This is a genomic window from Methylomicrobium agile, from assembly GCF_000733855.1.
Classification (GTDB): Bacteria; Pseudomonadota; Gammaproteobacteria; order Methylococcales; family Methylomonadaceae; genus Methylomicrobium; species Methylomicrobium agile.
Window position 1 is genome coordinate 1,717,597 of the sequence record NZ_JPOJ01000001.1, and the last position, 26,551, is coordinate 1,744,147.

Annotated in this window: 24 protein-coding genes; 8 read left to right on the top strand and 16 right to left on the bottom strand. The window is 58.7% G+C overall.

All coding sequences use genetic code 11. The features are described 5' to 3' along the window. Positions 1–85: 85 nt before the first annotated feature. The 11 genes from CC94_RS0108315 to nrdR form a co-directional block, all read right to left on the bottom strand. Positions 86–547 (bottom strand): nucleoside deaminase, encoded by a 462-nt coding sequence (locus CC94_RS0108315; RefSeq protein WP_031430461.1) that lies wholly within the window; start codon positions 545–547, stop codon positions 86–88. A 24-nt stretch (positions 548–571) separates the two neighbouring features. Then, entirely contained in the window at positions 572–1,996 is a 1,425-nt protein-coding gene (locus tag CC94_RS0108320) for an MBL fold metallo-hydrolase (RefSeq protein WP_036303834.1), read from the bottom strand. A 16-nt stretch (positions 1,997–2,012) separates the two neighbouring features. After that, on the bottom strand, positions 2,013–2,933 hold the full coding sequence (locus tag CC94_RS0108325; RefSeq protein ID WP_245619718.1) for a glycerophosphodiester phosphodiesterase: 921 nt from the start codon (positions 2,931–2,933) through the stop codon (positions 2,013–2,015). A 14-nt stretch (positions 2,934–2,947) separates the two neighbouring features. Beyond that, on the bottom strand, positions 2,948–3,460 hold the full coding sequence (locus CC94_RS0108330; protein ID WP_031430465.1) for a phosphatidylglycerophosphatase A family protein: 513 nt from the start codon (positions 3,458–3,460) through the stop codon (positions 2,948–2,950). Beyond that, positions 3,444–4,379, bottom strand: a complete 936-nt coding sequence (gene thiL / locus CC94_RS0108335; protein ID WP_031430467.1) for a thiamine-phosphate kinase — start codon at positions 4,377–4,379, stop codon at positions 3,444–3,446. The genes CC94_RS0108330 and thiL overlap by 17 nt, the downstream gene beginning before the upstream one ends. Positions 4,380–4,562: 183 nt before the next feature. Next, positions 4,563–5,021 (bottom strand): transcription antitermination factor NusB, encoded by a 459-nt coding sequence (nusB, locus tag CC94_RS0108340; protein WP_031430469.1) that lies wholly within the window; start codon positions 5,019–5,021, stop codon positions 4,563–4,565. After that, entirely contained in the window at positions 5,021–5,494 is a 474-nt protein-coding gene (gene ribH, locus CC94_RS0108345; RefSeq protein WP_005368855.1) for a 6,7-dimethyl-8-ribityllumazine synthase, read from the bottom strand. Before ribH ends, nusB begins: the two co-directional genes overlap by 1 nt. A gap of 230 nt (positions 5,495–5,724) precedes the next feature. Next, positions 5,725–6,855: a bifunctional 3,4-dihydroxy-2-butanone-4-phosphate synthase/GTP cyclohydrolase II gene (gene ribBA / locus CC94_RS0108350; RefSeq protein ID WP_005368857.1), complete on the bottom strand. Its 1,131-nt coding sequence runs from the start codon at positions 6,853–6,855 to the stop codon at positions 5,725–5,727. A gap of 15 nt (positions 6,856–6,870) precedes the next feature. Beyond that, on the bottom strand, positions 6,871–7,524 hold the full coding sequence (locus CC94_RS0108355) for a riboflavin synthase (RefSeq protein ID WP_005368858.1): 654 nt from the start codon (positions 7,522–7,524) through the stop codon (positions 6,871–6,873). Between the two features lie 101 nt (positions 7,525–7,625). Then, positions 7,626–8,714, bottom strand: a complete 1,089-nt coding sequence (ribD, locus tag CC94_RS0108360) for a bifunctional diaminohydroxyphosphoribosylaminopyrimidine deaminase/5-amino-6-(5-phosphoribosylamino)uracil reductase RibD (RefSeq protein WP_005368860.1) — start codon at positions 8,712–8,714, stop codon at positions 7,626–7,628. Continuing rightward, the gene (gene nrdR / locus CC94_RS0108365; protein ID WP_005368862.1) at positions 8,715–9,167 is read right to left on the bottom strand and encodes a transcriptional regulator NrdR; all 453 of its coding nucleotides are present in this window, start codon (positions 9,165–9,167) and stop codon (positions 8,715–8,717) included. Positions 9,168–9,809: 642 nt separating this feature from the next. Between nrdR and CC94_RS0108370 the strand changes: the two genes are divergently transcribed. Then, positions 9,810–13,502 (top strand): FAD-dependent oxidoreductase, encoded by a 3,693-nt coding sequence (locus CC94_RS0108370; protein ID WP_031430471.1) that lies wholly within the window; start codon positions 9,810–9,812, stop codon positions 13,500–13,502. A gap of 446 nt (positions 13,503–13,948) precedes the next feature. Then, positions 13,949–14,170 (top strand): PA3496 family putative envelope integrity protein, encoded by a 222-nt coding sequence (locus CC94_RS21350; RefSeq protein ID WP_036304347.1) that lies wholly within the window; start codon positions 13,949–13,951, stop codon positions 14,168–14,170. Positions 14,171–14,229: 59 nt separating this feature from the next. On the opposite strand, the gene grxC is transcribed toward CC94_RS21350, so the two are convergent. From grxC to CC94_RS0108400, 5 genes are all read right to left on the bottom strand, one after another. Next, complete coding sequence (gene grxC / locus CC94_RS0108380) at positions 14,230–14,484, bottom strand: glutaredoxin 3 (RefSeq protein WP_005368868.1); 255 nt, start codon at positions 14,482–14,484, stop codon at positions 14,230–14,232. Positions 14,485–14,519: 35 nt separating this feature from the next. Further along, positions 14,520–16,844 carry a type I DNA topoisomerase gene (gene topA, locus CC94_RS0108385; RefSeq protein WP_005368869.1) on the bottom strand — a complete coding sequence of 775 codons (2,325 nt, stop codon included), beginning with the start codon at positions 16,842–16,844 and terminating at the stop codon, positions 14,520–14,522. 92 nt (positions 16,845–16,936) lie between these two features. Continuing rightward, positions 16,937–17,404: a Smg family protein gene (locus CC94_RS0108390; protein ID WP_005368871.1), complete on the bottom strand. Its 468-nt coding sequence runs from the start codon at positions 17,402–17,404 to the stop codon at positions 16,937–16,939. Positions 17,405–17,419: 15 nt separating this feature from the next. Further along, the gene (gene dprA, locus CC94_RS0108395) at positions 17,420–18,472 is read right to left on the bottom strand and encodes a DNA-processing protein DprA (RefSeq protein WP_031430474.1); all 1,053 of its coding nucleotides are present in this window, start codon (positions 18,470–18,472) and stop codon (positions 17,420–17,422) included. 46 nt (positions 18,473–18,518) lie between these two features. Next, on the bottom strand, positions 18,519–19,637 hold the full coding sequence (locus tag CC94_RS0108400) for a LysM peptidoglycan-binding domain-containing protein (protein ID WP_005368875.1): 1,119 nt from the start codon (positions 19,635–19,637) through the stop codon (positions 18,519–18,521). A 101-nt stretch (positions 19,638–19,738) separates the two neighbouring features. Between CC94_RS0108400 and def the strand changes: the two genes are divergently transcribed. The 6 genes from def to CC94_RS0108430 are packed head-to-tail and all read left to right on the top strand — an operon-like array spanning position 19,739 to position 26,516. After that, positions 19,739–20,251 carry a peptide deformylase gene (gene def / locus CC94_RS0108405; protein WP_005368876.1) on the top strand — a complete coding sequence of 171 codons (513 nt, stop codon included), beginning with the start codon at positions 19,739–19,741 and terminating at the stop codon, positions 20,249–20,251. Next, positions 20,248–21,171: a methionyl-tRNA formyltransferase gene (gene fmt, locus CC94_RS0108410; protein ID WP_005368877.1), complete on the top strand. Its 924-nt coding sequence runs from the start codon at positions 20,248–20,250 to the stop codon at positions 21,169–21,171. The genes def and fmt overlap by 4 nt, the downstream gene beginning before the upstream one ends. A 6-nt stretch (positions 21,172–21,177) precedes the next feature. Continuing rightward, positions 21,178–22,464: a 16S rRNA (cytosine(967)-C(5))-methyltransferase RsmB gene (rsmB, locus tag CC94_RS0108415; RefSeq protein WP_005368879.1), complete on the top strand. Its 1,287-nt coding sequence runs from the start codon at positions 21,178–21,180 to the stop codon at positions 22,462–22,464. Continuing rightward, entirely contained in the window at positions 22,442–23,014 is a 573-nt protein-coding gene (locus CC94_RS0108420) for a DUF4390 domain-containing protein (protein WP_005368881.1), read from the top strand. Before rsmB ends, CC94_RS0108420 begins: the two co-directional genes overlap by 23 nt. Next, on the top strand, positions 22,996–25,137 hold the full coding sequence (locus CC94_RS0108425) for a sensor histidine kinase (RefSeq protein WP_031430475.1): 2,142 nt from the start codon (positions 22,996–22,998) through the stop codon (positions 25,135–25,137). Before CC94_RS0108420 ends, CC94_RS0108425 begins: the two co-directional genes overlap by 19 nt. Before the next feature lie 17 nt (positions 25,138–25,154). Then, a complete protein-coding gene (locus CC94_RS0108430; RefSeq protein ID WP_005368884.1) occupies positions 25,155–26,516 on the top strand; it encodes a sigma-54-dependent transcriptional regulator in 1,362 nt (453 codons plus the stop codon). The last annotated feature ends 35 nt before the right edge of the window (positions 26,517–26,551 follow it).

Here is a 26,551-nt window from a genome sequence, read left to right on the forward strand (position 1 = left end):
ATGCCGCGGGTTTCCGGCCCGATCGCCGCGCGTTCAACCGGAAGCGCGCCGTACGGCGGGCAGCGAGGTGCCGTTACGCCGGAATTCAGGCTCCGATATCTTCGTTCCAGAGTGCCGGATGATTCCGGATGAACTGTTTCATCAGGTCGATGCAGCGGGTATTCTGGAGCACGTCGACTTTCACGCCCCGGTTCCGCAGCAACGCTTCTTCGCCCAAAAAAGTGAGATTTTCGCCGACGACGACCTGTGGAATGCAGTAAAGTAAAATTGCGCCGGTGCACATCGCGCAGGGAGACAGCGTCGTGTACAGGACGCTCTGCGTGTACACCGAGGCGGGCAGCCGTCCCGCATTTTCGAGCGCATCCATTTCGCCGTGCAGGATCGCGCTGCCCTGCTGAACCCGGCGGTTGTGGCCCCGGCCGATGATCCTGCCCTGATGGACGAGCACCGAACCGATCGGGATGCCGCCTTCACTCAGGCCGGCTTCCGCCTCGGCAATCGCCGCCAGCATGAACGGATCTGTTGAAGAAGTGGAATTTACAGGCATGGCGGCACCTCAAGCAGTTGGATTTCAGGATGGAATCATTCCTGGCGACTCAAGCCATTTTTCCAGATCGTAACGCTGATGCAGGGCCGGTATCTCCACCTCGGTATTCAGCAGTTTGTTCGCGAAGATCGGAATCACCTCTTTATCGCCGTGCACCAGAAAAGTGACCTTCGGCCGGCCCGTCCGTTTGTGCCAGGCCAGCAGTTCGGCCTGGTCCGCATGCGCGGAGAAGCCGCCGATCGTATGGATTTCGGCATTGACCGGAATCTCTTCGCCGAAGATCCTGACCGACTCGGCGCTGTCCACAATCTGGCGCGCCAGCGTCCCGTACGCGGCGAAACCCACGAAAATGACCGCGTTGTTGCGTCCCCAAAGGTTGTGCTTGAGATGATGCTTGACGCGGCCGCCGGTACACATCCCGGAACCGGCGATGATCACCGCGCCGCCGGCAAAATTGTTGATCGCGATCGAATCGGCGGTTTCCCGGCAGAAGCGCAGGCCGGGAAACATGAACGGATCTTGACCCGAGGCCAGAGTCGCACGGGTTTCCTCGTCGAAACACTCCGGATGGCGCTGATAGATTTGCGTTGCGGAAATGGCCATCGGCGAATCGAGAAACACCGGCAGGTAAGGTGGAAGGCGCCTCTGCTCGATCCCCTCGCGCAGGTAATAGAGCAGCTCCTGCGCGCGTTCGAGCGCGAAGCTGGGAATGATCACATTGCCGCCCCGGCCCAGGGTTTTGCGGATGGCCGCGTAGAATTCTTCCCGTGTCGGTTCCAGCGCTTTATGCAGACGGTCGCCGTAAGTGGTTTCCATCACCACGATATCGGCTGGCGGGGGCGGCGCCGGATCCCGGATAATGGCCCGGCCGCTGTAGCCCAGGTCGCCGGAAAACAGGAGCCTGTGTGGCCGCCCCCCCTGTTCGATATCGAGTACGATCGCGGCGGAACCCAGGATATGCCCGGCGTCGATGAAGGTCGCCTTTATCCCCGGAGCGATCGCAACGGGTTGGTCGTAAGTCGCGGCGCGGCCGAAAAAACCGAAGCAGTTCAATACGTCGACCACATTATAGATCGGCTCGATCGAGGCTTCATGACCGTGCCTGGAAGCTTTCCTGGCCTTATAGTTGGCTTCGTCTTCGAGCAGCTTCGCCGAATCCAGCAATACGATGCGCGCCAGTTCGCAGGTTGCCGCGGTCGCGATGATTTCGCCTTTGAATCCCTGTTTGACCAGCAACGGGATGCGTCCGCAGTGATCCAGGTGGGCGTGCGTCAGCAGCAGGTAATCGATGCCTGCGGGATCGAAGCCGAACGGTTCGGCATTTTCTTCTTCCATTTCGCGGCCGCCCTGGTAGAGCCCGCAATCGATCAGCATTTTCTTGCCGGCGGCTTCCAGCAGATGACAGGAGCCCGTTACATTTTGATCGGCGCCGTGGAATTCGAGTTTCATGAGTCAATCTCCCGGTTTAAGACGTCGGCGCGAACGTTTCGTCGAGAACCTCGCGAACCCGGTTCGGATAATCCGAAATCAGGCCGGTCACGCCCGCCGCGATCAGCTGCCGCATCTGCGCTTTGTCGTTGCAGGTCCAGACGTTCACCTGTTTGCCCCGCCTGCGCAGGGCATCGATCGGTTCGCTGTCCAGGCGGCGGATGACGGCATGAAGCCCTAGCGGTTCGGTACCCGGATGAAAGGCATCCGCGCCGATGCGTTCGAGGTAGTCTCCGGGCAAGGCTAGGCGTTCGTTGGTCAGGACCGCGGTCGCTACAGCCGGCGTACGCTGGCGTACCTGCCGCACTTGCTCGTGATCGAACGAAGAAATCAGGACATCGGCCTGCATCGCCAGTGCTTCGACCAGATCGAGCACCGCGTCGGTCAGGCCGGAATACATGCGCGGCAGCATCTTGAGTTCGATGTTGACCTTCAAGCCCAGGTTTCTGGCCAGTTCGAGCGCCTGCCGGAGCGTGGGCACCCTGACCGCGCCGGAGGCGTAATGGGCGAGATCTTCGGGCGGAATGTAGCGGGCGAATTCGTCCGGCGTCAGGCTCTGCAGGAACCCTTGCCGTTTTTCGGGCGCCAGTGCCAGCTCCTGCGTAAACCAGCGGCCCGCATCGAGCTGCCGGATTTCTTCGTAGGCGAAATCGGAGATGAAGTAGCTCGGCTGTCCCGGAAATTGATCCTCGATATCGGTACAGCGGAGCAGATTATCGTCGTGGTGGACGATGAGCTCGCTATCCCGGGAGAGGTGCACGTCCAGCTCGATCATCTCGCAGCCGAAGGTTTGCGCCTTGGCAAACGCCTCCAGGGTGTTTTCGGGCGCAAAAGCGCGCGCGCCGCGATGAGCGATGTTCAGGATACGCGGCCGGGGTTCGGCGCCGTTATCCGCCACGGTCAACGCCCCCCTCAAAGCCAGCCCTGCTGCGCCGCCGCCCACAGCAGCGCGCCCGCGAACACCGCCGCCAGCACGTCGTCGAGCATGATGCCGAGGCCGCCCATCACTTTCCGATCGATCCATTTGATCGGCCAGGGTTTGACGATGTCGAAAATCCGGAACAGCGCGAAGCCGAGCAGCAAGGCTTTCCAGGAAAAGGGAACCAGCCACATCGTGACCAGGAGGCCGGCGACTTCGTCCCAGACGATTCCGTTGAAGTCGTGCTCGCCGAGTTTTGCGGCCGCGATCCCGCAAATCGGGATGCCCGCCAGTATCGCGGCGACGGTCAGCACGCTGTAGACAGGCAGGCCCATTTGCACGAACAGCCAGTACAAAGGAATCGCGGCGGCCGTGCCGAAGGTGCCGGGCGCCTTTCTGGCGAGCCCGGAGCCGAACCCGAAGGCCAGGAACAGCACCGGATCGGTCATGATCTGCCTGGCGGTCAATTGGTTTTGGCCCAGTCCCGTTTTATGAAAAATGTTCATAGCCTTGCGCCTTCAAAAAATATATCGTGTCCGCTTTGTTCAGCCGCAGTCCCGGCTCCGGCCCGATTATGCCGATTTTATGACATTCCAAAGGCAATGTTGAAATTTTTTCGGGGCTGACCGTAAAGCACAGTTCGTAATCGTCTCCGGCGGTCAGCGGCAGTCGCCAGTCGCCGGTCGCTTCGATGTAGGCTTGCACTTCCGCCGACAGCGGCAGCGCATCCCAGTCGAGCGTCGCGCCGACGCCGCTTTGCGCGAGGATATGGCCGAGATCGCCGGCAAGGCCGTCCGAAATGTCGATGCAGGCGTTCGCGATGCCGCGCAGCGCCTGGCCTTCGGCGCACCTCGGCTCGGGCTGGTGGAAACGGTTTAAGGCCGCCTCCGGCCGGTCGCAGCGGTAACCCTGGCAGATCTTCAGGCCGAGTCCGGCGTCGCCGAGATGGCCGGTCACGTAGATTGAATCGCCGGGCCTGGCGGTGGAGCGCCTCAAGGCTTGGCCTGCCGGCACCAGGCCCATCGCCTGCACGGTCAGGGTCAACGGTCCCGACGTGGTGTCGCCGCCGATCAGGTCGACCGAGTAGCGGGCGGCCAGGTCCAGGAAGCCTTGCGCGAAATCGGCCAGCCAGGCTTCGTCGACTTTCGGCAGGGTCAGCGCCAGCGTAACGGACAGGGGGCTTGCGCCCATCGCGGCCAGATCGCTGAGATTGACCGCCAGCAGTTTATGCCCCAGCCGTTGCGGATCGGCGCCCGCGAAAAAATGCACGTTTTCGACCATCGTGTCGGCGGTGATCGCGAGCTCGTAGCCTTCGGGAATCGAAAGCAAGGCGCAATCGTCGCCGATGCCGAGACGGGTGCTCGGATTGCCGGCTCGTTGTTCGGTAAAAAAACGCCGTATCAGCGAAAATTCGGAGAGGGGCATGATTTTAGGGCATTCATTCCGGATGGCAAGGGTAGGATGGGTACGACTGCATGGATGCAGGAGCTAGAGCAACGCTGGGAACAGTTGCCGAGAGGCGTCAGCCGAAACCTATCGATCCAAACCCATCTCGACAAATAACCATGCCGTACACCGACTGATGGGTTTCGCTTCGCTCTACCCATCCTACCCCGGTCCCTGGATTTTGGTTCCCGCGCTTTTTTTGCTTTTGACTTCCGCGGCGCGTTTTTTTTGCGCGACTTTGTCGAGAATCCCGTTCACATATTTATGGCTGCCGTCGGCGCCGAAGCACTTGGCCAGATTGATGCCTTCGTTCAGGATGACCCGGTAAGGCATGTCCGGGCGATGCTCCAGTTCGTAAACGCCGATCCGCAGAATCGCGCGCTCGACCGGATCGATCTTGTCGATCGGCCGGTCGACAAATTCGGCCAGCAATTGGTCTATCGCCTCCAGGTTTTTCGGAACGCCGAACAAGAGCTCGTTGAAATAGTTTTTCTGCGCATCTTTCAGGCGGCCGTCTTCGAGAAACTGGCGCTCGATCTCGCCGAGGTTGTGTCCGCTCATCTGCCATTGATACAAAGCCTGGACAGCGGCTTGGCGGGCATGGGTACGGGCCTGGCTCATCAGTTGTCCAGCCGGTTGAACAGGCTAACCATCTCGATCGCGGACAGGGCCGCTTCGGCGCCTTTGTTGCCGGCCTTCGTGCCGGCGCGTTCGATCGCCTGTTCGATCGTATCGACGGTCAATACCCCGAAGCTGACCGGCACATTGTATTGCAGCGAGACGCCGGCCAGCCCTTTCACGCATTCGCCCGCGACATATTCGAAATGCGGCGTGCCGCCCCGAATGACCGCGCCGATCGCGATGAGCGCATGGTATTTCTGCGAAGCGGCGACGCGCTGCGCGACCAAAGGCAATTCGAACGCGCCGGGTGCCTTGACCAGATGAATGTCCGCCTTGTTCGCGCCGTGGCGAACCAGCGTATCGATCGCGCCGGCCTCCAGTTGCTCGACGATGAAACTGTTGAAACGGGAGGCGATGATGCAAAATTTGCCGCCTTCCGCCGAGAAATTGCCTTCAAACGTGGTAATGCTCATAGAAAATCCGCACAGATAAAGAGAAATGCGCCGGCAGACAGAGGCCGTGCGCGCGTATGCTCGTACGCGAGAATACGCGGGTTCAAAAAGCCCTGCTCGCTCAGGGGAAAGTCGTTGGGCTTTACGCGGGGCTGACGTTTTGGACAGAGAGGTAGCAGCCAATGGCGGATTCGGCGCGCGGAACGCATTGACGAACCCGCCAGGTTTGCGCCGAGCACGCCGAATCCGCCCTACGCGGACGATTCGTCCGACGCGTCCGCGCCGACATGTTCGGACACTTCCAGATCGAAGCCCGACAGGCCGACATATTTTTTCTGGGCGCCCAGCACTTTCAGCTTGTGCACGCCGAGATCGGCCAGTATCCGCGCGCCGGTGCCGGTCATCCGCCAGTCCGGCCCTTCGAATTCGTCTTCGCCGACATGGATGCCGTTATCCTGCAATTGATAGCGGTGGATCAGTTCGACCAGCGACTTGGTATCGTCGCTGCGCCGGATCACCACCAGCACCCCACGGCCCGCTTCGGCGATTTTCTGCATCGCCGCGCGAATCGAGACGCTGCTCGCGTTGCGTTTCGAGGCGAACAGGTCGTCGAGCAGGTTGCGGGCATGCACCCGGACCAGCACCGGTTCGTCGCCGGACACCTGCCCCATCACCAGTGCCAGATGCAGGTTGTTGTCGTTGCGGTCCTGGTACGCGTAAAGCCGGAAATCGCCGAATTCGCTCGGAAGCAGGCATTCGCTGATCCGTTCGAGCGTATTTTCGTGCTGAATCCGGTAGTGGATCAGGTCGGAGATCGTGCCGATCTTCAAATTATGCTCCGCGGCGAAGCGTTCGAGATCGGGACGCCGGGCCATCGTGCCGTCGTCGTTCAGGATCTCGACGATCACCGCGGCCGGCTCGACGCCGGCCAGGCGCGCCAGATCGCAGCCGGCTTCGGTGTGGCCGGCCCGGTTCAGCACGCCGCCCGATTTCGCCATCAGTGGAAAGATGTGGCCGGGTTGGATCAAATCTTCCGGCTTGGCGTCCGGCGCGACCGCGCACTGCACGGTACGGGCCCGGTCGGCGGCCGAAATGCCGGTCGTAACGCCGGTCGCCGCCTCGATCGAGACGGTGAAATTGGTCGAATGCGCGGTTTTGTTCTCGTTGGTCATCAGTGGCAGGCGCAGCTTCTGGCAGCGTTCGCCGGTCAGCGTCAGGCAGATCAGGCCGCGGCCGTAGCGCGCCATGAAATTGATGTCCTCGGGGCGCGTAAATGCGGCCGCCATTACTAGGTCGCCTTCGTTCTCGCGGTCCTCGTTATCCATGATGATGACCATCTTGCCCTGGCGCAAATCTTCGATGATTTCTTCGATCGTGTTCATAGCTTTTGATTTCGGTCAGCCTAAAAATCCGCTGCGCTGCAGAAGGTCGAGCGTGACCTTTTCTTCGGGCTGGGCGCTCTGGCCAAGCATCAGCCGCTCCAGATAGCGGGTCAGCAAGTCCACTTCGAGGTTGACGACGGTGCCGGGAGCCGCAAAGCCCAGCGTGGTTTCCTTCAGCGTGTGCGGCACGATGTTCACGCCGAAAACGCTGCCTTCGACTTCGTTGACGGTCAGGCTGATCCCGTCCAGGCAGACCGAACCTTTCTCGGCGATGTATCTGGCCAGAGGGTCCGGCGCCTTGAATTTGAAGCGCACCGAGCGCGCATCCGGTTTTTTGTCGATCACGGTCGCGAGGCCGTCGACATGGCCGCTGACGATATGGCCGCCGAGACGGGTCGATGGAGTCAGCGCCAGTTCCAGGTTGACCGGCGTGCCGACCGTGGCGCTTTTCAGGCTGGTACGGGACAGGGTTTCGTTCGAAACGTCGGCGGAAAACGAATGCGGCCCCAGCGCGATCGCGGTCAGGCAGACCCCGTTCACCGCGATGCTGTCGCCGAGCGCGGCGTCTTGCAGCGAAAGCTTGCCGGTGTCGATCGTGAGCCTGCAGTCGCCGGCCTGTTGCTCGATCGCGGTGATTTTTCCGACTGCCAGAATGATGCCTGTGAACATGAAGTAAGCGAATATATTTAAAAACTGTAGGGTACGCTGTGCGTACCTCTTCTAAGTGGGAAGTCGGCCGGCAACTCTGGCAAAGGTACGCACCGCGTACCCTACATCTTGTAAGTCAATCTCAGGTCCGGGCCGATCTGCCGGGCATCGGCCAGCTTCAATAATTTTTTGTCGGCCATCGTTCTTATGCCGGGCAGCGTGAATAGGCCGCGTCCCCGGTCGCCCAATACGCAAGGTGCCATATAGACAATCCATTCGTCGGCCAGGTTCTCGGCCAGCAAGGCGCCGTTCAATACCGGTCCCGCTTCGACCAGCAATTCGTTGACTTGCTGGTCGGCCATAAAAGTCATTACGACGTTCAGATCGATGCGGCCGTTTTTTTCGACGATTCGGTGAATTTCGAAACCGGCTTTCTGCAAGTCCGCCATTCTGCGCCGATCGCCGCTGGCTGTCAAAATCAGGCTGCGCCCCGGCAATTTCGCCAACTGCATGTGGGGCGGCATCCTGAGGTGCGTATCCAGCACGATCCTGACCGGCTGCAGCACGTCGTCCCCGATCCGGGCGGTCAGCGCCGGATCGTCGGCCAGCACGGTGCCGATGCCGGTCAGGATCGCCGAACTTTGCGCCCGGAGCCGGTGCACGTCCTGCCGGGCTTCGCGGGAAGTGATCCATCGGCTTTCGCCGGATTCCAGCGCCGTCCGTCCGTCCAGGCTCATCGCGAGCTTGCTGCGCACGAAAGGCCGCCCCGTGGTCATCCGTTGGATGAAGCCGGGGTTCAATCGGCGCGCATCTTCTTCCAGCACGCCGCAGACGGCTTCGATGCCGGCCTCCCGGAGCTTGGCCAGACCCCTGCCGGCGACCAGAGGGTTGGGGTCCGGCATCGCCGCCACGACCCGGCGGATGCCGGCCTCGATCAACGCGTCGGCGCAAGGCGGCGTTTTGCCGTGATGGCTGCACGGTTCTAGCGTCACATAGGCAGTAGCACCGCTCGCGTTATCCGCGCTTTTGAGTGCCGCAATTTCGGCATGATCGCCGCCGGCCCTGACGTGCCAGCCTTCGCCGATCACTTCGTCATCGCGGACCAGTACGCAGCCGACCCGCGGGTTCGGATGGGTCGTGTATAAGCCGTTCCGGGCCAGCCGCAAGGCGCTGGCCATGTAATGAAAATCCCGGCTGTCTGCGGAATCCATCTATTTTTCTTGCAGATGCTTGATCATGTCGGTGAATTCGCTGACATCCTGAAAGCTCCGGTAAACCGAGGCGAAGCGGACATAGGCGACATGATCGAGATGACTCAATTCATGCATCACTTTTTCGCCGAGCTGCTGGGCGGTAATTTCCCGGTCGCCGGAGCTCATCAAGGCTTTCTTGATCCGGTTCAGCGCCATTTCGATATCATCGCCGCTGACCGGCCGTTTTTCGAGCGCCTTCAACATCCCGGAGCGCAGTTTCTTTTCGTCGAACGGCTGGCGGCTGCCGTCGCGCTTGACCACGCGCGGCAAGCTCAATTCGGCGGCTTCGAAAGTCGTGAACCGTTCCTTGCAGGCCGTGCATTCGCGGCGTCGGCGGACCTGGTCGCCTTCATTCGTCAATCGGGAATCCAGAACGCGCGTATCCTGGGCGGCGCAAAACGGACATCGCATGGCTGATCTTTAATAATGCCGATAATCCGGCGAATCGTTTCAAAATTTCTCATTATATAATACTATCGGTCCATTCGCATTGAATCTTAAACGGTTTGCCCGAATCACGGAAACGCCTGGCCGAAAGCGTCAGGGTTCTCCGCAGGTTTTTCCACAGCCGGCAACATTGTCCGGTCTGGCCGACGGGTCGTAAGGCGAGCATTATTTTTTTATCGAAGCATCCCGGCAATGCCGTTTGATATCCTATATCCCATTGATATTAAGTTATAAATTCCTAAATCTGCAGAAGACTGTTCGTCCCGCCAGCCAGGCTGCCGATTTCATCGCAGGAAGCGCTCCGGATAGTTGTCGGCAGTTTACCCACAGAGTTATCCACAGGATAGGTGGATGGCCCGTATCGCAGGCCGTAACCGAGTTTTTTGCCGAACCGCCAAAAATCTCGCCCGGCAACAATAGGCTGTACCGTGAGATTTGCCGGCCTGAAGAAGCCAGGCGGGTTAATGATTCGGTTTTTGTAGAAATGTCAATAAAAAATTTATATAATGGCCTGTTACATCGACTCATTTGCAATTCTCATAAGATCAGACGCAGGCGAATTTCGCAGCGTTTGGACTGTCTTGAGCTAATCGACCCTAAGTGACTATGGATCATAACGACTTTACGCTTGGAATTTCCGGCTTTACTTATCCTGATTTGTACGACGCCCGGCGCCTGAACGATCTGCTCGAAGCGTTCGATGCCTCGGTGAAACGCCATGACCCCGAATTGTTCGAGAAATTTGCCGCTTACCGCCAATGTCAGGGCGAAGGGATGGCGGTCGAGGCGGTATCGGATTTGCTGGTCAAGATGGGGCCTTATGTCGGGCGTTTCGTCGCGAAACTGTTCGGCGTCGAGGAAGCGCATCAGGCCCAGGCGGCAAAGATTCGGGAAGAGTTCGATACCATCTTCACTTACAAGAACGAAGTCGTCGCGAAATTGAATCTGGTCTTCAAGAATCAGGCAATTTCCGAGTGGGACGTCGGCGGGATCAAAAGCCGCTTCGAGTTATTGATTCAGGCCGCGTTTCCGGAAGCGGTCAACGACAGCGATGCCGAGCGCCGGGTTGCGCGCGCGGGCGGACTGATCGGGCAGTTGTCCTCGCATTACAAAGCGGTTGCGAAAGGCAAGGACGGCATTTACCCGAATGCGGACGCGGCCGCCGAAAAACTGCGCGCGCAGCTTGCCGCGCATCCCGAAGCGGCAAAGGCGTTCGCCGAAATCATCGCGGCAGCCGATGCGGCGAGCTTTGTCGATGGGCTGATGGACTTGGCCCAGCGTTGGGCTTTCATTGCCCAGCACGATCCCCAGATCGCCGAGCACTGGCTCAGTTTCAAATTCCCCGAAAAACGCGATTTCGAAAATCTGGTCGAGCACGATGTCGTCGCCAAGGGCGAATTTTCGGTCTGGATGGGCGAACTGGCGCACCGCCGCCGCCGCGACGGTTTCAAGCTGACCGATCCGCGCTACAACGAGCGGCAAACCCTGTCCGAAGTCGATCACTGCATCTATTGCCATGACCGGGATACCGATTCCTGCTCGAAAGGCATGCGCAACAAGAAAACCAATACTTACAAGGTCGACCCTTTGGGCGTCACCACGACCGGCTGCCCGCTCGAAGAGAAGATTTCGGAGATGCACCTGGTCAAGCGCGGCGGCGACAATATCGGCGCGCTGGCGATCATCATCGTCGACAATCCGATGTGCCCCGGCACCGGCCACCGGATCTGCAACGACTGCATGAAGGGCTGCATCTACCAGAAAACCGATCCGGTCAATATTCCGCAGATCGAAACGAACGTGTTGACCGACGTGTTGTTCATGCCGTACGGTTTCGAGATTTACAGCCTGCTGACGCGCTGGAATCCTTTGAACGTCAAGCGTCCGGTAATGCAGCCTTACAACGGCAAGAACGTGCTGGTCGTCGGCCTCGGCCCTGCCGGCTACACGATGAGCCATTACCTGTTGAACGAAGGCTTCGGCGTGGCCGGCATCGACGGCCTGAAGCTGGAGCCTTTGCCTGCCGCGTTGACCGGCGATGGCGACACAGTGCCTCCGCCGATTGCGGATTTCCGCGAACTGTATGAAGACCTGGACAAGCGGATTCTGGCCGGTTTCGGCGGCGTCGCCGAATACGGGATTACCGTGCGCTGGGACAAGAACTTTTTGAAGGTGATCTACCTGACGCTGCTGCGCCGGAACGCGTTCCGCGCTTACGGCGGGATCCGCTTCGGCGGCACGATCACGATCGAAGACGCCTGGCGGATGGGCTTCGACCACATCTGCATCGCGTCCGGCGCCGGCAAGCCGACGATCATTGATCTGAAGAACAACCTGCTGCGCGGCATCCGCAAGGCGTCTGATTTCCTGATGGCGCTGCAGCTGACCGGCGCGGCGAAGTCGTCTTCACTGGCGAACCTGCAGGTACGCCTGCCGGCCGGCGTGATCGGCGGCGGCCTGACCGCGATCGATACCGCGACCGAACTGATGGCTTATTATCCGGTGCAGGTCGAAAAACTGCTCGGCCGCTACGAAACGCTGGCGTCGGTCTACGGCGAAGAAGCGGTGCGGAAGCGCTACGATCAGGAAGAAACAATCATCCTGGACGAATTCCTGGGGCACGGCCGGGCGATCCGCACCGAACGCGAGCGCGCCGCCACGGCCGGCGAAGCGCCGAACTTCCAGCCGCTGGTCGAGGGCTGGGGCGGCGTGACGCTGTTCTACCGTAAAGGCATGAAGGATGCGCCGGCCTACCGGCAAAACCACGAGGAAATTTCCGAAGCGCTCGAAGAAGGCATTGCGCTTGCCGAAGGCATGAGTCCGGTCAGCGCGATTCCTGACCCGTACGGTCATTTGCAAGCCGTCGAATTCGAAAAACTGGAGTTCGAAGAAGGCCGCTGGGTCAGCAAGAAGCAAAGGGTGACCGTGCCGTTGCGCAACCTGTACATCGCGGCCGGCACTTCGCCGAACACGATTTACCAGAGCGAGTACCCGGATACCTTCGTGATGGATAAATGGTTCTTCCAGCGCTACCAGCCGGAATGGCACGGCGGCAACCTGGAACTGGTGGCGATGCACGACGAGGCCGCGCCGAAACTCGGCAAGCCCGCGCCGCTGACTTCCTATCAAAAGGACGGCAGGTTCATCAGTTTCTACGGGGACAACCACCCGGTCTATGCCGGCAACGTAGTCAAGGCGATGGCGAGCGCGAAAAACGGCTATCCGCACATTGCGAAACTATTCGAAAAAGAACTGGCGGAACTCGATCCGTCCCAGCAAGCCGAACGCAACGCCGGCCTGAAACAGTTCTTCGCGTCGCTGGACGAAGCCTTTAGCGCGACCATCGTGGCGATCAACCGGCTGACGCCGACGATCATCGAAGTGGTCGTGAAGGCGCCGATGGCGGCGGCCAAATTCGAGCCGGGCCAGTTCTACCGTCTGCAGAATTTCGAAGCCCATGCGCCGGTCAAGGAAGGCACCGTGCTGGCGTCCGAAGGTCTGGCGTTGACCGGAGCGGAAGTCGACAAGGAAAAAGGCACGATTTCGCTGATCGCGCTGGAAATGGGCTCGTCTTCGCGCTTGTGCGCGACCTGGAAGGTCGGCGATCCGTTGATCCTGATGGGCGTAACCGGCACGCCGACCGAAATCCCGACCGGCCAGACCGTGCTCTTGATCGGCGGCGGCCTCGGCAATGCGGTCTTGTTCTCGATCGGCAAGGCATTGCGCAACGCCGGCAACAAGGTGATCTATTTCGCCGGCTACAAGTATCGCCGGGACATTTTCAAGGTCGAAGACATCGAGGCGGCATCCGACGTAATCATCTGGTCGATCGACAATACGCCGGGCGCCGAAGCGTTCCCGCCGACGCGGCCGCAGGACAAGACCTTCGTCGGCAATATTCTGGAGTGCATGGTTGCCTATGCGAAGGGCGAACTCGGCGAGCAGCCTATTCCGCTTGCCGATGTGGACCACCTGATCGTGATCGGTTCGGACCGGATGATGGCCGCGGTGAAGGATGCCCGCTTCAATGTGCTGAAGCCGTACCTGAACAAGGTCCAGCATGCCATCGGTTCGATCAACTCGCCGATGCAGTGCATGATGAAAGGCATCTGCGCGCAATGCCTGTGCAAGCACGTCGATGCGGAATCCGGCAAGGAATATTTCGTGTATTCCTGCTACAACCAGGATCAGGATCTGGACAAGGTCGACTTCCCGCATCTGAACGCGCGCCTGCGTCAAAATACGGTGCAGGAAAAGCTGTCGAATCTGTGGCTGGATTATCTGCTCGAAAAGCGGTAAATCCGCTCTCCGTAAAGCGGGGCTGTCGGAAGGGCGATGCGGTTCAAGCCCTTCCTCCGGCTCCGCTTTGCGTCGGCTTGAAAGATTGAGGGCCGACAGAGAACTTTTGAAGGTTTTTCCGGTCCTTAGAAAGGAAATCGACTGTTTATCGGTAAGATAGAGGGTGGGTTTCTCCCGGCGTCCATTCTGAGGGATTCTTGACCCCACTAACATCGTAGATCAGCGGGGATGCGCGGTGGAAAACGGCTGATTTTTTCGATACGAAATACTTCGGAACGGCTTGAAATTCGAGAAAGCCGCCGCCATTATTTCAAGACCCTTGGGTTTGGCTGTTTGAAACGGATAGCGTTTCGATGCCGGACCGGACACCGAATGCGTTATTCAATTTGTTTCCGATCTTTCCGCAAAACCGCCGGGAAGCATCCTTGTTTTTGAAGAGTGTAACTATGGCAAGAACTTCTGTAAAGTTGGCGAGCAAAGCCGATGAACCCTTGACTCATATGGATCATGAGGACGACATTTTCGACGATGCCGAATTTGGAGCGCTCGATTCGAGCGAAGGCGATACCATCAAACGCGATGCTCGCCGGAAAATTGAAATTTACTGGGAAAAAAAGCGGCTCAGAGAGCAGTTCGACGATCTGGACGAGGCTGAATTAGGGTTTTGAGCCTTCATTCTTTCCGGGGCGTCAATCGCCCCGACTCCCGGCCCGCTTCCGTCGGCTTCTCATTTCTCCAATAGCGGATCCAGTTGTTTCGACTGGTCCAGCGCATACAGCTCGTCAAAGCCACCGATATGGCGGTCTCCGATAAAAATCTGCGGAACGGTGCGGCGTTTCGATTTGATCATCATTTCTTCGCGCAGGCCGGGTTCCGCATCGACATTGATTTCGGTATAGCTGATGCCTTTTCTGTCCAGCAAACGTTTTGCCATGATGCAGTAAGGGCAGATTTTGGTCGTGTAGATGATGATATTCGGCATAAATTCGGTTCGGGAGCGGGTATCGGCCCGACAAATCAGACGGTCTCTTTCGGCCCTTGCGCGTCTGCGGGGTCGCCTTCATAAGGCGTCGCGTAGCTGCAATCCTTCTGCGGGCAGACTTTTTCCACGCCGCGCCGCTTCGTTTCCTTGACGGTCAGCACCGGCCAGTTGCATTCCGGACAGCTTTCCTTCAGCGGTGCATTCCAGAGCGCATAGTCGCATTTCGGATATTCCGAGCAGGAATAAAAAATCTTGTTGCTGCGCGACTTGCGCTTCAGGATGCTGCCTTTTTTACACTTCGGACATTCGACGCCGGTATCGAGCGGTTTTTCCAAGGGTTCGATATGTTTGCACTTCGGGTAGGCGCTGCAGCCGATGAATTTGCCGTAGCGCCCCGATTTCAGCACCAGTGGCGAAGCGCATTTCGGGCAGGTCCGTCCATCGACAACTTCAGGCTCCGCGGCTTCGTTTTGATCCTCGTTCAGATTGCGGGTATAGGAGCAGCCCGGATAATTGGTGCAACCGATGAAGCGGCCGTTGCGGCCGAGGCGAATCGACAACGGGCTGCCGCATTCGGGGCAGCTTTCGTCGAGCGCTTCCTGGGTCACGTCCTTGCGCTGCACGTTTTCGTCTTTTTCCTGGATCAGCGTGTTGAACGGGTTCCAGAACTCGCCCATCAGCGGAATCCAGTCCTTTTCGCCGCGCGACACCGCATCGAGATCGTCTTCGAGCTTTGCGGTGAAGTCGTAATCGACATACTTGGTGAAATGCTCGGTCAGAAACTTGTTCACGATCCGGCCGACATCGGTCGGATGGAAGCGTTTGTTTTCGAGCGTCGCGTAGTCACGGTTCTGCAGGGTCGAAATGATCGAGGCATAGGTCGACGGCCGGCCGATCCCATGCTCTTCGAGCGCCTTGACCAGGCTCGCTTCGCTGTAGCGCGGCGGCGGTTCGGTGAAATGCTGCGCATTGACGATGTCGTTCAGCGGCACCGGTCTGCCTTCCGCAAGCGGCGGCAGAAAACTTTCCTTGTCGTCGCTGTCGCCGGCGTCGTCCCTGCCTTCCAGATAAACCGCCATGAAGCCCGGAGAGGCGATCGTCGAACCGGTCGCCCTGAATACATGCTCATTGCGTTCGCCGCAGGTCAGATCGACCGCGATCATGTTGATCGTGGCCTGAGCCATCTGGCAGGCAATCGTGCGTTTCCAGATCAGGTCATAAAGCTTGAACTGCTCGTCGCTGAGATGCTTTTTGAGCTGAGCCGGTTGATAGCGGGGGTAAGTCGGCCGAATCGCTTCATGCGCCTCCTGGGCGTTTTTCGATTTGGTCTTGAATATCCGCGGTTCTTTCGGCACGTTTTCGGGGCCGTAGTTTTCCGCGATCATCTCGCGCATTTCGGCGACCGCCTCGACCGATAAATTGACCGAGTCGGTCCGCATGTAGGTGATCAGCCCGGCGGTTTCGCCGCCGATGTCGATGCCTTCGTACAGCTGCTGGGCGACCATCATCGTGCGTTTGGTGGTAAAGCCGAGCTTGCGCGCGGCTTCCTGCTGCAGGGTCGAGGTCGTGAAGGGGGGCGCCGGGTTGCGCTTCTGCTGCTTCTTTTCGAGTTTGGAAACGATCAGGCGGCCGTCCGCGGCCTCCAGCAAGGCTTGCCGGGCCCGGTCGGCGGTTTGCCGGTCGGTCATGCTGAACTGATTCAGTTTCTCGCCGGCCAGATGAGTCAGCTTGGCCTTGAAGTTCTGCTCGTCCGCCGTCAGCAGCGCATCGATGGTCCAATATTCACGGCTCTTGAACGCTTCGATTTCCATCTCGCGTTCGACGATCATCCTGAGCGCGGGACTCTGCACACGGCCGGCGGACAGGCCGCGGCGGATCTTTTTCCAGAGCAGCGGCGACAGCTTGAAGCCGACCAGGTAATCGAGCGCCCGCCGCGCCTGTTGCGCATTGATCAGGTTCGTTGCCAGTTCGGACGGATGCGCGATCGCTTCGGTAACTGCCTTTTTAGTGATTTCGTGAAAGACGACCCGGTGCACTGCCTTGTTTTTCAAAGCTTTTCTTTCCTTCAGCAACTCATAGAGATGCCAGGAGATCGCTTCGCCCTCGCGGTCGGGGTCGGTCGCGAGATACAAGGCGTCGGCGTCTTTGAGCGCCTTGCCGATAGCCTGCACGTGGCGCAAATTGCGTTCGATCACCTCGTATTTCATCGCGAAATGATGATCGGGATCAACCGCGCCTTCCTTCGGGATCAAATCACGGACATGTCCATAGGACGCCAGCACCTGAAAATCCTTGCCGAGGTATTTTTCAATGGTTTTGGCCTTGGCGGGAGATTCGACGATAACAAGATTTTTGCTCATTTATCCTTAAATAAAGTCAAGGCCCAAGTACGGGCGATCGGATGAATCGGTGAAGTCTTCGAACCTCGAATCGCGTACCCGAGCCTCAAACATCAATGCAAATAGGTTGGAATCAGATCGTAAACGAAATCTTCCATTCGGGAAAAGGCGATTTCCTGATCAGGTTGGCTCAACAGCACCATCAGCACGATCCATTTGAGTTTTTCGACCGAAATTTCCTCGTTTTCGAGCGCCATCGCCCGATCGATCACAATTTCGCGATTGGCGGAGCTCAAGATGCCTTTCTGCTCCAGGAACAGGATCAGATCGAGGCAATCGGTGCTCAGCTTGGCTTTTTCCTCGGCGCAAAAAATGCGGAACGCCGGGGCGACGGTCGGTGAAATCGCACCTTGCAAACTCAACGATTCCAGCCAGTCGAACGCCTTGCTGACTTCGATCTGTTCGAAGCCGGCTTCCAGCAACTCGGTTCTGATCACATCGCTGTCGGGAAGAATTTCGGTTTCGCCTTCCATATAGTTTTCGAAGAGATACATCAGAACATCAAAAATATTTTCTTTCATAGCGCCCGCCAGAGATTATTTAATTCGGGTATAACGGCCACCCGCGACAGCTGAAACGTAACCATTCAGCTCCAGGATTAGCAGCATTGAGGCGATCGTTTCGACCGATTTGCCGGTTTTCTCGACCAGATCGTCGATGGATGTGGGGTCATACATGACAAGATTCAATAATGTTTGCTGCTCCAGGTCAAGCATTGATTGCTCCTGCGTCGCGATGTAATTCATATCTTCTTGATAATATTGACCTAATTCCTCGACAATATCTCGCACCGTTTCGACAAGTTTGGCGCCTTCCCGAATCAGCGCATTGCAGCCGCGCGCCAGGGGATTGTGAATCGAGCCGGGAATCGCGAAGACCTCGCGGTTTTGCTCCAGCGCCAGGCGCGCCGTGATCAGCGAGCCGCTTTCTCTGGCCGCCTCGACGACCAGAAGGCCCCGACATAAACCGCTGATGATCCGGTTGCGGCGCGGGAAATGATGCGCCTTGGCAGGAGTGCCGGGCGGCAGTTCAGTTATGATGGCGCCCTGCCCGACGATGCGCATGGCCAGGTTTTTGTTTGCGGCGGGATAGATGCGGTCCGGACCGGTGCCGACCACGGCCACGGTCAACCCTTGCCCTTCCAGAGCGCCTTCATGGCCGGCCGCATCGATTCCCAGGGCCAGGCCGCTGACAATCACGAAGCCGTGTGCGCTAAGCACTTTGGCGAACTGGAAGGCGGTTTCCCGTCCCAGTGCGGAGGGATTGCGGCTGCCTACGATCGCGATTTGCGGCCGAGCCAGGAGAGCCGGATCCCCGCGCACGAACAGCACCGGCGGCGGATCGGCGATTTGCTTCAATAACTCGGGATAAAGAAGGTCGTCGAACGTGACGATGTGTTGATCCGCTCCGCTCGACCAAGCCAGATCGGCTTCAATCAACCGCCAGTCGGGATGCTTGATCGCCTGAATAGCGGCGGGCTTCAGACCCAGGGAGGCCAGCGCGGAGGAAGACTCGGAAAACAGCTGCGCCGGTGAGTGCGTTTCCAACAGTTCGAGAAAAGTTCTGCTGCCGACTCCCGGCACGCGCAGCAGTGCAAGCCAATAAGAAAGATCGCAAGAGGGGGTTGACGTAACGTTACTCCGGAGTTTGAACCTTGTCGAGAACATGAATGTTTCGCTGCGCCTGCATCACCAGTGCATAACTGACCCGATTGAACGGCCTGAACACCATCAGCTTGCCGGCGTATTCGTCGGGCATTTGCACGGTATCGTTCTTGACCGGGCTGTAAGGGTCCGACGCGACTTTGCCGCGCTGGTAAATGTCCAGTTCGTGGCCGGTTTTTAGGCCGTCGGAAATGCCCTTGTCGATCACCACGACATTATACCGGCCGATTTGCGTCACGCCGTCGAGTACGCCGATAATGCTGCCTTTGATGCTTTCTTCGGGCGGCACCGGAAAATAATTCAGCATGACCTCTTCTTCGCCGATGGGAAGAACCCGGTCGCCGGCACGGATTTCACCTTTAGCCTGCGTAATCGTCAGGGTCGCGGGGTCTCCGGGCTCCTGCAGGGTCAGGTCGGCGATGTACTTGGCTTCGTGCCCCAACACTTCCTGGGTGGTTGGATTTCTCAAGATATCGCCTTCGCGGTAGACGGCATATGTCAGACTGTCCGGCCGTTCGATCGCACGAACATACACCTTGTCGCCATTACCTGCAATCAGATGCTCTCCGGCAATGTCCACTATATAAGGCGCCTGGTTCAATTCGTTTTCACCGAGCACGCGCGGCAGGGACAGGAACTTCTGAATCGCTCCGGCCGGAATCAATTGTACGGCCTTGGCGGTTGCCGACTCGCGTATGCAGGGTTGCAGCTTGCCTTCGGGGGACAGCGCAAAACTGGTGCGTCCGTTTTGGATGTCCGCTTCGTTGAGGACGCAAGGTCCGGAGGAAGGAGAAACGGCGGCCGTTTCGGTCGGAGAGAAACTCAGCCGGGGCTGACCGTTCACCATCGAAAAATAGACCGTGTCGCCGGGATAGATCAGATGCGGATTTTTGATCTGACTATTATAACTCCACAGAAGAGGCCATTGCCCCGGATTCTTTAAAAACTTTCCGGAGATGTCCCAGAGCGTATCGCCCTCTACGACCGTATAGCGGTCGGGATGGGAGGGATTCAATCTGATTTCTTCGGCCAGCACCGCAGAGCAACACACCAAGGGAACTATAAAGCTGAGAATCGTTCGAAAAGCCATAAAAAACCTGCCGAGTGTTTTTAAACTGTCTGATTTTAAAGTTTAGATGAATTCAGATAGAATTCCAGTATTGATAACAGTTACCAAGTGTGGAGAGTTCGTTGAGTATTTTAACCATTCTGGAATTTCCGGATGAAAGGTTGCGCAAAAAAGCCGAAAAAGTCCAGGCGATCGATGATTCGATTCGGAAACTGGTCGACGATATGTTCGAGACGATGTACGAATCGCGCGGCGTGGGGCTGGCAGCGACGCAGGTGAATGTGCAGCGGCGGGTGATCGTGATCGATGTCAGCGAAGAAAAAAATGTGCCGCTTTGCCTGATCAACCCGGAGATCGTCGCGAAAGACGGCGTCGAGGAATCCGAAGAAGGCTGCCTGTCCGTGCCCGGCTTTTTCGAGAAGGTCCAGCGGGCCGAGCATGTCCGGGTCAAGGCGCTGAATCGCGACGGCCAGCCGTTCGAACTTGAAGCGAGAGACTTGCTGGCGGTCTGTATTCAGCATGAAATAGACCATCTGGACGGCAAATTATTCGTCGATTATCTGTCCCCGCTGAAACGCCAGCGTATCAAAAAGAAACTCGAAAAAATACATAAAATGGAAGCCGGCAAAGCATGAGGATCATTTTTGCCGGTACCCCCGAATTCGCGGTGCCGACCCTGAACATGCTGCTGGCTTCCGGACACGAGGTCTGCGCCGTTTATACCCAACCCGACCGTCCCGCCGGACGCGGGCGCAAGCTGCAACCGAGCCCCGTCAAAGAAACCGCCCTGGCCGCCGGCATTCCGGTGCTGCAGCCCGATTCGCTCAAATCGGCCGAAGCGATTGCTTTGCTTGCCGCGTTCGAACCCGATCTGATGGTCGTCGTCGCCTATGGCATGATTTTGCCGCAGGCGGTACTCGATGTGCCGAGATACGGCTGCCTGAATGTGCATGCCTCTCTGCTGCCGCGCTGGCGCGGCGCCGCACCGATCCAGCGCGCGCTGATGGCCGGGGATGCCGAAACCGGCGTCACGATCATGCGCATCGCCTTGAAGCTGGATGCCGGCGACATGCTGCACAAGGAAGCTATCGCGATCGGTGCGGAAGATACGGCTGGCGATCTGCACGACAAGCTGGCCGCCTTGGGGCCGATCGGCCTCGAAAAAGTCTTGCGCCAGGTCGAGGCCGGGACGGTGCGGGCCGAGCCGCAAAACGAAGCCCAGGTCACTTATGCCGCCAAGCTCGAAAAGAGCGAAGCCGAGCTCGACTGGACGAAACCGGCGGACGAACTGGACCGGCGAGTGCGCGGACTGAACCCCTGGCCGGTCGCTCAAACCCTCTACCGGGAGGAAGCGCTGCGCATATGGCGCGCGCAGCCGCTCCTCGAACAGACGGGGACGGAACCCGGACAGGTGAAATGTACGCACAAGCATCTGGACGTGGCGACCGGCAGCGGCTGGCTCAGGCTGCTCGAAGTGCAGTTGCCCGGGGGCAAACGGATGCCGGCGCAGGCGTTTCTGAATGCGCATGACGTACATGGCCTGAAGCTGGGTTGATCCGCCGTGAACTTACGATTGCTTGCAGCCAAAGTGCTGACCCGGGTCGTGGTGGACGGCCAATCCCTGACCGTGGCGCTGGAGCAGGTTCTGCAAACCGTCGAGTCCCCGCAGGATCGGGCCCTGGTGCAGGCCTTGTGCTACGGCGTCTGCCGGCAGTACCACCGGCTCGACTTCATTCTGTCCCAACTTCTCGACAGGCCGCTGAAGGATATTCACATCCGGCTGTTGATTCTCGTGGGGCTTTACCAGCTCGGCTTCATGCGGATCAAAACGCATGCGGCGGTTTCCGAAACGGTGAATGCGGCAGGACGCAAACCCTGGGCGAAAGGCTTGATCAACGCGCTGTTGCGGCGTTATCTCCGGGAACGGGAACCGTTCGAAAAAGCGGCCGACGAGAATGCTTCGGCAAGCTGTAGCCATCCCGAATGGCTGATCGCGAAAATCCGCCAGGATTGGCCAGATGAAGCCGATCGCTGCCTGCGGGAAAACAACCAGCCGCCGCCTTTCGCATTGCGCGTCAATTTGGCCCGGATTTCCAGGGAAGCCTATCGTGAATTATTGAACGCGCAAGGCCTCGCCGCCGAGCTGCCCGGTTTTTGCGCTTCCGCGCTGATCCTCGACCAGCCGGTGCCGGTCGAGAGGCTGCCGGGGTTTGCCGAAGGCCTGGTTTCGGTTCAGGATACCGCCGCCCAACTGGCCGCCGGCCTGCTCGACGTACAACCGGGGCAGCGGGTGCTCGACCTGTGCGCGGCGCCGGGCGGGAAAACCGCGCACATTCTCGAGATGCAGCCGCAACTGAAAGAAATGGTTGCGATCGATGTCGACGCAAACCGGCTGCGCCGCGTGGAGGACAATTTACGGCGCCTCAGGCTGGAGGCCAAGACGGTAGCCGGCGATGCTTCGCATCCGGAAGACTGGTGGGACGGGCGGCAGTTCGACCGGATTCTGGTCGATGCGCCGTGTTCGGCGCTCGGCGTGATTCGCCGCCATCCCGACATCAAACTGCTGCGCCGCGCCGGTGATATCGAACCGCTTGCCGCGCTGCAACGCGCGATCCTGGACGCGGCCTGGAGCCTGCTGGCGCCGGGGGGATGCCTGCTGTACGCCACCTGCTCGGTGTTGAAGGAAGAGAACGAGCGTCGAATTGTAGACTTTCTGGCCGGCCATCCCGACGCGATCGAATGGCCGATCACGGCGGAATGGGGTGCCGCGCGCGCGGCAGGGCGGCAGATTCTGCCCGGCGACCTGGCGATGGACGGTTTTTATTATGCCCGCCTCCGCAAAGCGTAAGGCGGCGGTCTGTCTGCTGATTTTGGGCTGGCTGATACCTTTGCCCGCGTCGGCGGGCGCTTATTCTGCGCTTGTCGAATACGCCGAGCTGGGCTTACAGGGAGAAGAATATTTATTATCCGCCGAGATTCGCTACCGGCTCAGCCCGAAAGCGATCGACGCCCTCAAAAACGGCGTGCCGCTGTTCTGGGCGGTCAATATCCGGGTAAAGCGCCAGCGCGACTTCTGGCCGGACGAAACGATCGTGGAAAAAAGTCTGCGCTTCAGAATTCAATATCAGGCCCTGCTCAACGTCTACCGGGTCCGTAACGAAGACAGCGGCGAAGGCGGCAGTTTTTCATCGCTGGCCTCGGCGCTGGATGCGCTGTCGACGATTCGATACGTGCCGGTTGCGGCCAAATCGGAGTTGGCCGCCGGCGAGCGTTATACGGCGGGCCTGCGGGTCGTCTTCGACCGCGAATTGTTGCCTTTGCCGCTGCGTCCTTTCGCCTATCTCAATCCGCAGTGGTATTTATCGAGCGACTGGTACTCATGGAATCTGAAAAACTGAAACCGCCGGTCAGTGCATCGATCCTGGTCCTGTTCGCGCTGATCCTGTTTTCGCTGCAACTGATGAGCACGGCGACTCAGGAGTCGTCCGAACTCAGCGCACTGTATTCCTGGCTGTTGCTGATCAATGCGCTGGGTTCGGTGGTGCTGCTCGCGCTGGTGGTCGCGAACATCTACGCACTGGCGCGCCAGCTCAAAAAACGCGAAGCCGGCTCGCGGCTGACGACGAGGATGCTCTCATTGTTCGTGCTGCAGGCGCTGGCGCCGGCCGCGATCGTGTTTTATTTTTCGATGCAGTTTCTGCATCAGGGCATTGACAGCTGGTTCAACGTCGAAATCGACCGGGCGATGGAAGATGCGCTCGAATTGAGCCAGGCGTCACTGGACCAGCGAATGCACTGGCATTTGATGCAGACCCGGCAGCTGGCCGAAAAACTCCGGCTCGGTTCCGACGGCTTTACCGCGCATGAAATCGAAAATTACCGGGCGCAGGTCGGCGCCGCCGAAATGACGCTGTTTTCGCGCCAGGGCCGAATCATCGCATCCAGCAGCGCAAACCCGACCGATATCCTGCCCAGCATTCCCGACGAGCAAACCTGGCTGCAGTTGCGCCAGAGCGACGATTACGTCGCGCTGGCGCCGGTCAGCGAAAACGAACTGATGATCCGCTCGATCGTGGCGGTCCGGGGCCTCGATACCTGGTATATCCAGGCGCTGTTTCCGGTGCCTTTGCGGATTGCGGATCTGGCCGATTCGGTCGAGTTCGCTTTCGTACGCTATCAGGAAATGAATTTTCTCAGGGATTCGCTGAAACTGACCTTTTCGCTGGCGCTGTCGCTGGTTTTGCTGATGAGCTTGCTGGCGGCGATCTGGGTCGCTTTCATCAGCATCCGCAACATCGTCGCGCCGGTCAAGGAACTGGTCAAAGGCACGCAGGCGGTCGCTTCGGGGCATTACGACCAGCAATTGCCGGTTGCCGCCCAGGACGATCTGGGCTTTCTGGTCGAGTCGTTCAACATCATGACCCAGCGCATCGCGCGGGCGCGCGACGAAATCCGGCGCGCCGGCGTCGAGGTCGAAAACCAGCGCGCCTATCTCGAAACGATACTGGCCAACCTGACCGCGGGCGTGATCAGCTTCGATTCGAGGTATAAGATCCGCACCGCGAACCAGGCGGCGTTCCGGATTTTTCATGTGCATGTGAACCAGTTCATCGGCCAATCGCTGTTATCGCTGGCCGAGGAGCATAGCGAACTGTCCGAACCGCTGAAGTCGATCCAGCGTTTACTGGAACAGGCGGACGACATCTGGCAGCAGCGGATTGCGTTTTTGGGTCAGAACGGCCGCCGTGAGCTGCTTTGCCGCGGCACCCCGATGTTTTCGCACGACGGTGCGCGCGTCGGCGCAGTCGTGGTGTTCGACGATGTGACCGATTTGATTCAGGCCCAGAAAAACGCCGCCTGGGGCGAGGTTGCCCGACGTCTCGCGCACGAAATCAAAAACCCGCTGACGCCGATCCAATTGTCAGCCGAACGTTTGCAGCTTAAACTGTCCGCCAAGCTGGAATCCGGCGATGCCGATATCCTGCAGCGCTCGACGCGCACGATCGTGCAGCAGGTCGAGGCGATGAAGGAAATGGTCGATGATTTTTCCGAATATGCGAAGACTTCGAAAAAGCAGACGGTCAATGTCGACCTTTATGCGCTCGTCCAGGAGGTGCTCGGACTTTATACGCTGAAATCGGGCGTTACCGTACAGGCCGAACAGGATAAAAAGCGGCTTTGCATCAACGGCGATCCGATCAGCATCCGGCAAGTGCTGCATAATCTGCTCAAAAACGCCCTGGAAGCGACCGAGGGCCACGGCCATATCGAAATCGACATGCGCCGGATGCAAAAGAACAACAGCGATTTCATCGAAATCGGGTTCTTCGACGACGGGCCCGGCATCAGGGAAGAACAAATCGAGCAAATTTTCGAACCCTATGTTACAACTAAAGCCAAAGGCACCGGGCTCGGACTGGCGATCGTCAAAAAAATCATCGAGGAGCATGGCGGTGCGATCTGGGTCGATACCCGGCACAAACAAGGCGCGGGCTTCATCATTCAGCTGCCCGCCATTTAACTTTCAAACAAACCGATATGAACGCAAACAAAACTCGCATTCTCGTCGTTGACGATGAGCCGGAAATCCGCAGCCTGGTCGGCGAAATCCTCGCGGACGAAGGCTACGAAGTCGCCATGGCGGATAACGCCGCCGCGGCCCGCGAATTGAAGAAAACCGAAAACCCGAGCCTGATTTTGCTCGATATCTGGATGCCGGATACCGACGGAATCACGCTGCTGAAGGAATGGGTCGCCGAGGATGCGATGCTGTGTCCGGTCGTGATGATGTCCGGGCACGGGTCGGTCGAAACGGCGGTCGAAGCGACACGCCTGGGCGCCTACGACTTTCTCGAAAAACCGCTGTCGCTGGCCAAATTGCTGCTGATCGTCGGCCGTGCGCTGGAAACGAGCAATCTGCAAAAGGAAAATGCCGGGCTCCGGCAGCAACTGTACGCGGACATCGAACCGGTCGGCAAAAGCGCCGCGATCGCCCGGATCAAGGACCAGATCAAGCGCCTTGCGCAGCACGAAGCGCGGGTTTTGCTGGCCGGGGAAGCCGGCGTCGGCAAGGAATTGTTCGCCCGCTATCTGCACAACAACAGTCCGCGGCGGAACGGGCCGTTCGTCGATGTCGCGGTCGGCAGCATCGCCCCGGAAAATTCGGCGGTCGAATTTTTCGGTAAGGAAAGTGCGGGCAAGATCAATCCGGGCCTGCTCGAACGGGCGCACCGCGGCACCCTGTTTCTGGGCGAGATCGGCGGAATGGACAAGGAAACGCAGTTGCGTCTGCTGAGCGCGCTGGAGTCGAGCTCGTTCCTGCGCGTCGGCGGCAGCGAGGCGGTGCGGGTCGACGTGCGGGTAATCGCCTCGACCCGGATTCCTCTGGACGAAGAAGTTAAAGCCGGCCGCTTCCGGCAGGAGTTGTATTACCTGTTGAACGAGGTGGCCCTGACCATGCCGCCCTTGCGCGAGCACAGCGAAGACGTGCCGGGGCTGTTGAGCTTTTATGTGGACTACTTCGTAAAGCACGAAAATCTGCCGTTTCGGAAGTTCTCGATGGCGGCGCAGAATTTTCTGCGTAATTACAGCTGGCGCGGCAATGTGCGCGAGTTGAAGAATCTGGTGCAGCGGCTGATGATTCTCGGCGTCGGCGAAGACATCGAACTGGAAGAAGTCAAGTCGGCGCTGGGCACGGTGAGTAACGAAGTTCCCGTGTCCTCGTCGGTTCCGGATTTTTTCAATCTGCCGTTGAAGGATGCGCGCGACCAGTTCGAAAAGGCTTATCTGGAATACCATTTCGAAAGAAGCGGCGGCAGCGTCGCCAAGCTGTCTTCGATCGTGGGGATGGAGCGCACGCATTTATACCGCAAGCTGCACTCGTTGAACATCAAACTGTAACGGCCATTTGCCGTTGCGCAAAATAAAAAGGGTTG

What these genes read in the sequence shown, in the direction of transcription:
- CC94_RS21350 (WP_036304347.1), top strand. Translation starts at nt 13,949, where the DNA reads ATGGCAAGAACTTCTGTAAAGTTGGCGAGCAAAGCCGATGAACCCTTG.
- nusB (WP_031430469.1), bottom strand. Translation starts at nt 5,021, where the DNA reads ATGAGCCAGGCCCGTACCCATGCCCGCCAAGCCGCTGTCCAGGCTTTG.
- ribD (WP_005368860.1), bottom strand. Translation starts at nt 8,714, where the DNA reads ATGGATTCCGCAGACAGCCGGGATTTTCATTACATGGCCAGCGCCTTG.
- CC94_RS0108330 (WP_031430465.1), bottom strand. Translation starts at nt 3,460, where the DNA reads ATGAACATTTTTCATAAAACGGGACTGGGCCAAAACCAATTGACCGCC.
- CC94_RS0108315 (WP_031430461.1), bottom strand. Translation starts at nt 547, where the DNA reads ATGCCTGTAAATTCCACTTCTTCAACAGATCCGTTCATGCTGGCGGCG.
- CC94_RS0108370 (WP_031430471.1), top strand. Translation starts at nt 9,810, where the DNA reads ATGGATCATAACGACTTTACGCTTGGAATTTCCGGCTTTACTTATCCT.
- thiL (WP_031430467.1), bottom strand. Translation starts at nt 4,379, where the DNA reads ATGCCCCTCTCCGAATTTTCGCTGATACGGCGTTTTTTTACCGAACAA.
- CC94_RS0108400 (WP_005368875.1), bottom strand. Translation starts at nt 19,637, where the DNA reads ATGGCTTTTCGAACGATTCTCAGCTTTATAGTTCCCTTGGTGTGTTGC.
- CC94_RS0108430 (WP_005368884.1), top strand. Translation starts at nt 25,155, where the DNA reads ATGAACGCAAACAAAACTCGCATTCTCGTCGTTGACGATGAGCCGGAA.
- CC94_RS0108390 (WP_005368871.1), bottom strand. Translation starts at nt 17,404, where the DNA reads ATGAAAGAAAATATTTTTGATGTTCTGATGTATCTCTTCGAAAACTAT.
- fmt (WP_005368877.1), top strand. Translation starts at nt 20,248, where the DNA reads ATGAGGATCATTTTTGCCGGTACCCCCGAATTCGCGGTGCCGACCCTG.
- ribH (WP_005368855.1), bottom strand. Translation starts at nt 5,494, where the DNA reads ATGAGCATTACCACGTTTGAAGGCAATTTCTCGGCGGAAGGCGGCAAA.
- ribBA (WP_005368857.1), bottom strand. Translation starts at nt 6,855, where the DNA reads ATGAACACGATCGAAGAAATCATCGAAGATTTGCGCCAGGGCAAGATG.
- CC94_RS0108420 (WP_005368881.1), top strand. Translation starts at nt 22,442, where the DNA reads ATGCCCGCCTCCGCAAAGCGTAAGGCGGCGGTCTGTCTGCTGATTTTG.
- topA (WP_005368869.1), bottom strand. Translation starts at nt 16,844, where the DNA reads ATGAGCAAAAATCTTGTTATCGTCGAATCTCCCGCCAAGGCCAAAACC.
- grxC (WP_005368868.1), bottom strand. Translation starts at nt 14,484, where the DNA reads ATGCCGAATATCATCATCTACACGACCAAAATCTGCCCTTACTGCATC.
- CC94_RS0108355 (WP_005368858.1), bottom strand. Translation starts at nt 7,524, where the DNA reads ATGTTCACAGGCATCATTCTGGCAGTCGGAAAAATCACCGCGATCGAG.
- nrdR (WP_005368862.1), bottom strand. Translation starts at nt 9,167, where the DNA reads ATGCGATGTCCGTTTTGCGCCGCCCAGGATACGCGCGTTCTGGATTCC.
- CC94_RS0108425 (WP_031430475.1), top strand. Translation starts at nt 22,996, where the DNA reads ATGGAATCTGAAAAACTGAAACCGCCGGTCAGTGCATCGATCCTGGTC.
- CC94_RS0108320 (WP_036303834.1), bottom strand. Translation starts at nt 1,996, where the DNA reads ATGAAACTCGAATTCCACGGCGCCGATCAAAATGTAACGGGCTCCTGT.